Genomic DNA, 6,339 nt, shown 5'->3' with positions numbered 1-6,339 from the left:
CGCGGGCTCCATGTACGGCCGCAGGACCAGCAGCCCGTCCTGGATCTCGATGACCTTGCGGTACAGGCGGTAGTTGATGTCGCGCGGCACGAAGCGGGACAGCCTCGCCAGCCGCGTCGGCGGCTCCGGGCTGAGCGCGATGTGCGGGAGCGCCCCGTACAGCGCCAGCCACAGCGGGTGCAGCCGCTGGTAGGACCGGAAGTTGCCGAGCAGCCGCCGCCAGTCCGAGAGCCGGGGGCCCCAGCCCGGCATGGTGAGCCCCGCCACCAGGAAGGAGATGCCGATGCCGTTGGCGACCGGCGTCAGGAGTTCCCAGTCGAGCGGTTCCAGCCCCGACTGCACGGCGATCAGGGACGCCGCGCGGTTGAGGCAGTAGATCAGGCACGCCCCCGCGCCGATGCCCGTGCTGAACAGGCCCCGGCGCAGCCACTGCCGGCCGGCCACCCGCCCGTACCGCCGGCACAGGCGCATGATCTCGACCATGCCGGAGCCGAAGGCGCTCACATACAGCAGGAGGTATCCGGCTACCAGCGGGCGGTGCGCGTTCTGGAGGAGGTAGTGCGCGCTGCGGCCCTGGGCCTGGGATCCGGCCACCGCCCACAGCGTCAGCATCGCCGCCGCGCACAGCGCGGCGATCACCAGGCGCACCAGCGCCCGCCGGCCCGCCTCCTCGCGGGGGTAGACCCAGTAGACGATGGCGATCAGGAAGGCCGCGCTGGAGCAGACGCCGCCCAGCAGGTGGATGCCGAGCGCGCCGAGGTTGGGGACGCCCAGCGCGCGGTCCACGGTCGCGGAGACGGTGGGCGTCGAGAGGGTGAAGGAGATCCCCTTGCAGGAGAAGGCGATGATCAGGGCGATGAGCGCGGGGTCCCGCCGGTGGTGGCGCACATCGCGGAGCTTGTAGAGCAGGGCCAGCGCACAGAGAGCGGCGCACGCCGGGAACACGACACTCTTGACACCAAGCAACAGGTCCTCCGGGCCGTCACAACACTGCCATCGATGATGCGCCGCAAGGCGTGGTGCCAGGGCTCAGTCCGGCGGATTGAGCGAATTCTCGATACGGGCCACCGCGTCCGCGTGATCGGACGGCACGTCCCAGACGGACTCGACCGGCGGTCGGGTGACGCGCTCCAGGATCAGCGAGGCAACCATCTCCGCGGCCTGCTCCTCCTCGGTGGTGTAGCTGGTGCGGCCGAGCACGTCCCGTACCCGCTGCGGGTCGAGGTGCGGTACGAACGACTCGATGCCCATCGCGTCGGCCCCGGCGGCATCGGAGTGGTCGCACAGCATGTGCGCGAGCTCATGGGCCACGATGTGGTCCCGGTGGAGGGCGCTGACGTTCGCCTCCACGACGATGAGGTCCATGTCGTCCATGGCCAGCCACATGCCGCAGGGGCTCTGCGCGCCCAGCGCGACGGACATGAGCTGGATGGGCCGCCCGCGGTCCCGGCTCAGCTTCTCGGTGAGCGTGGCGATCGTGCACCCGTCGGGCAGGTCCAGGCGCGCCAGGTGCGCTTCCGATGCGCGCCGTAGTTCCTTATAGTCCTTGTGACCCTTTTTGCGTGGCCTGCCATGGGCCTTGGAGGGTTGCGAGTCCTGCGACATGCGTCCTCCTCGAAGCCGCCGAATCCGATGCTCCACCTGCCGAGCGATGGTAACTACCCCAGTCGGCGGCAGAACAATGGTCTTGGCCGAAAGCCCATGTTGGCCGGAACCGGCCGCCGCGCTCCCAGGGCCCGGCCGGAGCACGGTACCCGAAGGTCGCCGGGGTGTCCCGGCCGTACGGCCCGCGGCCGGTTCACGCCGCTCCACGGGGCCGACTGTCTCAAGCCGACTGTCTCAAAGAGACGCCTCGGCCGGGGACGGCGGTCGCGGAGGGGCGCGACGAGAGCGGGGAGCTCCTTACCTCCGCGCGTCCTGCCGCACCATGTCGGCGCACTTCTCGCCGATCATCATCGTCGTGATACACGGGTTGACCGCCGGCAGAAACGGCATCACGGACGCGTCCGCGACCCGCAGCCCCCGCACCCCCTTGACCCGCAGCCGCGGATCGACGACCGCCGCCGCGTCGTCCGCCGCACCCATCCGCACCGTGCCCGCCGGGTGGTAGACGGTGTTGTGGGTCTTGCGGAGGTAGTCCAGCAGCTCCTCGTCGGTCTCCGCGCCGGGGCCGGGGGCCAGCTCCGCGCCCGCCCAGCCGGCCATCGGCGGCTGGCCGACGATCGCGCGGGCGAGCCGCAGCCCGTACGTCATCACCCGCACATCGTGCTCGTGCGTGAAGTACCGCGGATCGACCCGCGGCTTGTCCCGGAAGTCACGGGTCCGCAGCCGCACGGTGCCCAGGGAACGGGCGCGGGTGACGTTCGGCGTGAGGCAGAAGGCGTTCTCCGAGGTCGGATAGCCGTACCGGTACGTGTTCATGTCGAACGGCACCGAGCCGTAGTGGAACATCAGGTCCGGGCGGTCCAGGCCCGGCACCGTGTCGGCGAAGACGCCGATCTCCCACCACTGCGTGGAACGGGTCACCATGGGCTGCCGCGCCTCCCACATGACCAGCCCCTCCGGATGGTCCTGGAGGTGGGAGCCGACCGCGGGGGAGTCGACGCGCACCTCCACGCCCGTCTCGCGCAGGTGGTCGGCCGGGCCGATGCCCGAGAGCATCAGCAGCTTCGGGGAGTCGATGGCCCCGCACGCGACGACGGTCTCGCGCCGCGCCCTGACCGCATGGGTCCGGATCAGGTCCGGCGCCAGGTATTCGACCCCGGTGCACCGCCGGTCGCCGTCACCGTCGCCCTCCAGGACCAGCCGCCTGGCCTGGAGCCCTGTGCGGATGTCGAGATTCTGCCGCTTGTCCAGGACCGGGTGCAGATACGAGACCGAGGCCGACGAGCGCGTACCGTCGGCGCGGGCGTTGATCTGGAACCAGTTCGCGCCGCGCACCACCGTCTTTCCGGTGTTGAACGGGGTCGTGGGGATGCCCGCGTCCGCGCAGGCCGCGAGCAGCGCCGCGCCGCAGGGGTCGTTCGGCGGGACCGTGCGGATGGTGACCGGGCCCGTACGGCCGTGGTGGTCGCCGGGCGCGTCGTTGCTCTCCAGCCGCCGGTACAGCGGGAAGCAGTCCGCCGCGCCCCAGCCCGTACAGCCGCCCGCGGCCCACTCGTCGAGATCCTCGGCCGGGGCCCAGAAGGCGATGCAGGAGTTGTGCGAGGAGCAGCCGCCGAGCACCTTGGCGCGGGCGTGCCGCATGAAGCTGTTGCCGTTCTCCTGCGGCTCCACCGGGTAGTCCCAGTCGTAGCCGGACTCCAGCAGCCCCATCCACCTGTCGAGCCGCAGGATGTTCTCGTCGCCGACGTCGGACGGGCCGGCCTCCAGCACGCAGACCGTGACGTCCGGGTTCTCGGACAGCCGCGCGGCGACGACCGCGCCGGCCGTGCCGCCGCCGACCACCACATAGTCGAACTCGTCCGGATCGAAGGCCGGGGCGTCATCCGGCTGTGCGGGGTTCTCTCGCGGCATGGCCGTACTCCTGATCAGGTGGGGGTCGGGGCCGCCGGCCCCTCGGCGGCGTGCCCGGCGAGCACGCCCGTACGTTTGCGCTGGACGAACCAGTAGTAGGCGAAGCCGCCGACCCCGACGACGCCGATGAACAGGAACGCGCCCCAGCGCAGATACCAGTGCTGCGGGCCGGTCGCGTTGTAGACCGCCGCGCGCGGCCAGGCGAGGTTGAGCGACATCGCGCCGCCCCACAGCACGGCCAGGACGTTCACCGGCAGCCCGAACCGGCCGAGCGAGAACTTGCCCCGGACCGGCTCCCACCGGCCGCGCAGCCGCTGGACGAGCATCGGCAGGGTGACCAGCAGATACGCCAGATAGATCATGATGATCGCGATGCTGGTGATCACCGAGAAGATCTGCGGCTGGTTCACATTGATCACCAGGATGGCGACCGCGATGATCCCGATGACGACCGCGGGCAGCACCGGGGTCTGGAAGCGCGGGCTGACGCGGGCGAGCAGCGAGGCGGCGGGCAGGTTGGTGTCCCGCGCCATCGCGAACGCCAGCCGGATGCCCGCGGTGTGCACGGCCAGCGCGCACACGGTGATCGCGATGACCACGCACCACAGCACGATCTGCCCGATCGTCGAGCCGAGGGTGCTGAGCACCACGTACTGGAGGCCGTCCACGGAGAGCTGCCGCGCGTGCAGGTCCGGCACGGCCAGCAGGGCGAAGAGCAGGATGAGCCCGCCGATCAGGAACGACGCGATGAGCGCCCGCAGGATCGCGCGGGGCGCGTTGCGGCCGGGGTCCACGGACTCCTCGCCGAGGGAGGAGGCCGTGTCGAAGCCGTACATGACGTACGCGGAGGCCAGCGCGGCGGTGAGGAACGCGCCGAGGTAGCCCAGCGAACCGCCGCCGCCCAGCCCGTTCGTCTCGGTCACGGCGGCGGGGCCGCGGGTGATGTGCGCGGCCAGCAGCACGATCAGCGCGACGGCGGCGACCAGCTCGATGGCCACGCCCGCCGAGTTGATTTGGGCCATCAGCTTCACGCCGAAGGCGTTGACGACGGTCGTGAACGCGATGAGCACGGTGCCCAGCAGCACGGCGTTGGCCGCGGCGTCCGTCTTTCCGGTGCCGTCGCCGACGAACTGGAACCAGCCGGAGATCTGCGGCAGCGTGACCTGGTACGCGAGGGCCACCGCGGCGAGCGAGACCATGGTCGCGGTCATCATCATCCAGCCGCCGAGCCAGCCGACGTGCGGGCCGCCGAGCTGCTTCGCCCAGTTGTAGACCGAGCCCGCCACGGGGTAGCGGGCGGCCAGCTCGCAGAAACACAGGGCCACCGTGAGCTGCCCGCAGAAGACGATCGGCCAGGACCACCAGTAGGCCGGGCCGCCATGGCTCACACCGAAGTAGAAGAGCTGGAAGGTGCCGGTGAGGATGGAGATGTAGCTGATACCGGCGGCGAAGGTGTGGAAGTTGCCCAGGGTGCGCTTGAGCTCGGGGCGGTAGCCGAGTTCGGCGAGCGAGTCGTCGTCATGGGATCCAGGGGTGTCGTCGCCCCGGGGACTACGGGCCTGTGCGCTCACTCGAACCACCGCTGCGGTCGCGGCGCCGTGTTCCGCCAGATGTGCTTGGCCTCCTGGTACTCCGCCAGCCCGGCCGGCCCCAGCTCCCGCCCCACCCCCGACTGCTTCATGCCGCCCCACTCGGCCTGCGGCACGTACGGGTGGAAGTCGTTGATCCACACAGTGCCGCACCGCAGCCGCGCCGCGACCCGGTGCGCGCGCTCGGCGCTCTGCGTCCAGACCGCGCCGGCCAGGCCGTACACGGTGTCGTTGGCGAGGGCGACGGCCTCCTCCTCGTCGCGGAACCGCTCGACGGTGAGCACCGGGCCGAACGATTCGTCACGCACCACCGACATCCCCGGCGCGCACTCGTCCAGGACCGTCGGCGGATAGTAGAAGCCGCCGCTCAGCGCCGGGTCCTCGGGGCGCGCGCCGCCGAGGCGCAGCACCGCGCCCTCCGCCAGCCCCGCCGCCACGTACGCCTCGACCTTGTCCCGGTGCGCGGCGGAGATCAGCGGGCCGGTCCGGGCGTGTTCGTCGAACGGGCCGCCGAGGCGGATCTCCCGCGCCCGCCGCACCACCTCGTCGACGAACGCGTCGTGCAGGCCGTCCTCGACCAGCAGCCGGGCCCCGGCCGAGCAGACCTGCCCGGAGTGCAGGAACACCGCCATCAGGGCGTAGTCGACGGCGGTGTCGAACTCGGCGTCGGCGAAGACGATGTTGGGATTCTTGCCGCCCAGTTCCAGGGCGATCTTCTTGACCGTCGGCGCGGCGGCGGCCATGATGCGCCGCCCGGTGACCAGGCCGCCGGTGAAGGAGACCAGGTCCACGCGCTCGTCCGAGGTCAGCGGCGCGCCCGCGGTGTCGCCCGCGCCCAGCACCAGGTTCGCGGCGCCCTCCGGCAGCCCGGCCTCGGTGAGCGCCCGCATCAGCAGGATCGCGGTGTGCGGGGTCAGCTCGCTGGGTTTGAGGACGAAGGTGTTGCCGGCGGCGAGCGCCGGGGCCACCTTCCAGGCCGTCTGGAGCAGCGGATAGTTCCAGGGCGTGATCAGCGAGCAGACGCCGACCGGCTCGTGCACGACGCGGCTGTCGGTCTCCGGGCTCCCGGCGTCGACGACCCGGTCGGTGCCGCCGGCCGCGCCCAGGTTGCCGAAATAGCGGAAGCAGTTCGCGATGTCGTCCATGTCGTACTCGCTCTCCACGAGCCGCTTCCCGGTGTCCAGGGACTCGGCTCGGGCGAACGCGTCCTTGTCGCGTTCCAGCAGGCACGCGA

5 protein-coding genes are annotated in these 6,339 nt (G+C 71.3%); all 5 read right to left on the bottom strand.

Going from position 1 to position 6,339, the window contains the following annotated elements:
- Positions 1 to 945, bottom strand: a 945-nt coding sequence (locus ACFU99_RS29010; RefSeq protein WP_384397620.1) for an MAB_1171c family putative transporter, incomplete at its 3' end; no start/stop codon positions are given.
- A gap of 84 nt (positions 946 to 1,029) precedes the next feature.
- On the bottom strand, positions 1,030 to 1,605 hold the full coding sequence (locus ACFU99_RS29005; protein ID WP_384397618.1) for a toxin: 576 nt from the start codon (positions 1,603 to 1,605) through the stop codon (positions 1,030 to 1,032).
- A 297-nt stretch (positions 1,606 to 1,902) separates the two neighbouring features.
- Positions 1,903 to 3,516 carry a GMC family oxidoreductase gene (locus tag ACFU99_RS29000; protein WP_384397616.1) on the bottom strand — a complete coding sequence of 538 codons (1,614 nt, stop codon included), beginning with the start codon at positions 3,514 to 3,516 and terminating at the stop codon, positions 1,903 to 1,905.
- Positions 3,517 to 3,530: 14 nt separating this feature from the next.
- Entirely contained in the window at positions 3,531 to 5,087 is a 1,557-nt protein-coding gene (locus tag ACFU99_RS28995; protein WP_384397614.1) for an APC family permease, read from the bottom strand.
- Positions 5,084 to 6,339, bottom strand: a 1,256-nt coding sequence (locus tag ACFU99_RS28990; RefSeq protein ID WP_384397612.1) for an aldehyde dehydrogenase family protein, incomplete at its 5' end; no start/stop codon positions are given. The genes ACFU99_RS28995 and ACFU99_RS28990, both read right to left, overlap by 4 nt.

It is taken from the genome of Streptomyces sp. NPDC057654 (assembly GCF_042800135.1).
Classification (GTDB): Bacteria; Actinomycetota; Actinomycetes; order Streptomycetales; family Streptomycetaceae; genus Streptomyces.
The sequence above is the reverse complement of the archived record's forward strand: the minus strand, read 5'-3'. Positions and strand labels throughout refer to the sequence as shown.

Excerpts from the sequence above, each read along its gene's own strand:
- ACFU99_RS29005 (WP_384397618.1), bottom strand. The coding sequence starts at position 1,605 with ATGTCGCAGGACTCGCAACCCTCCAAGGCCCATGGCAGGCCACGCAAA.
- ACFU99_RS29000 (WP_384397616.1), bottom strand. The coding sequence starts at position 3,516 with ATGCCGCGAGAGAACCCCGCACAGCCGGATGACGCCCCGGCCTTCGAT.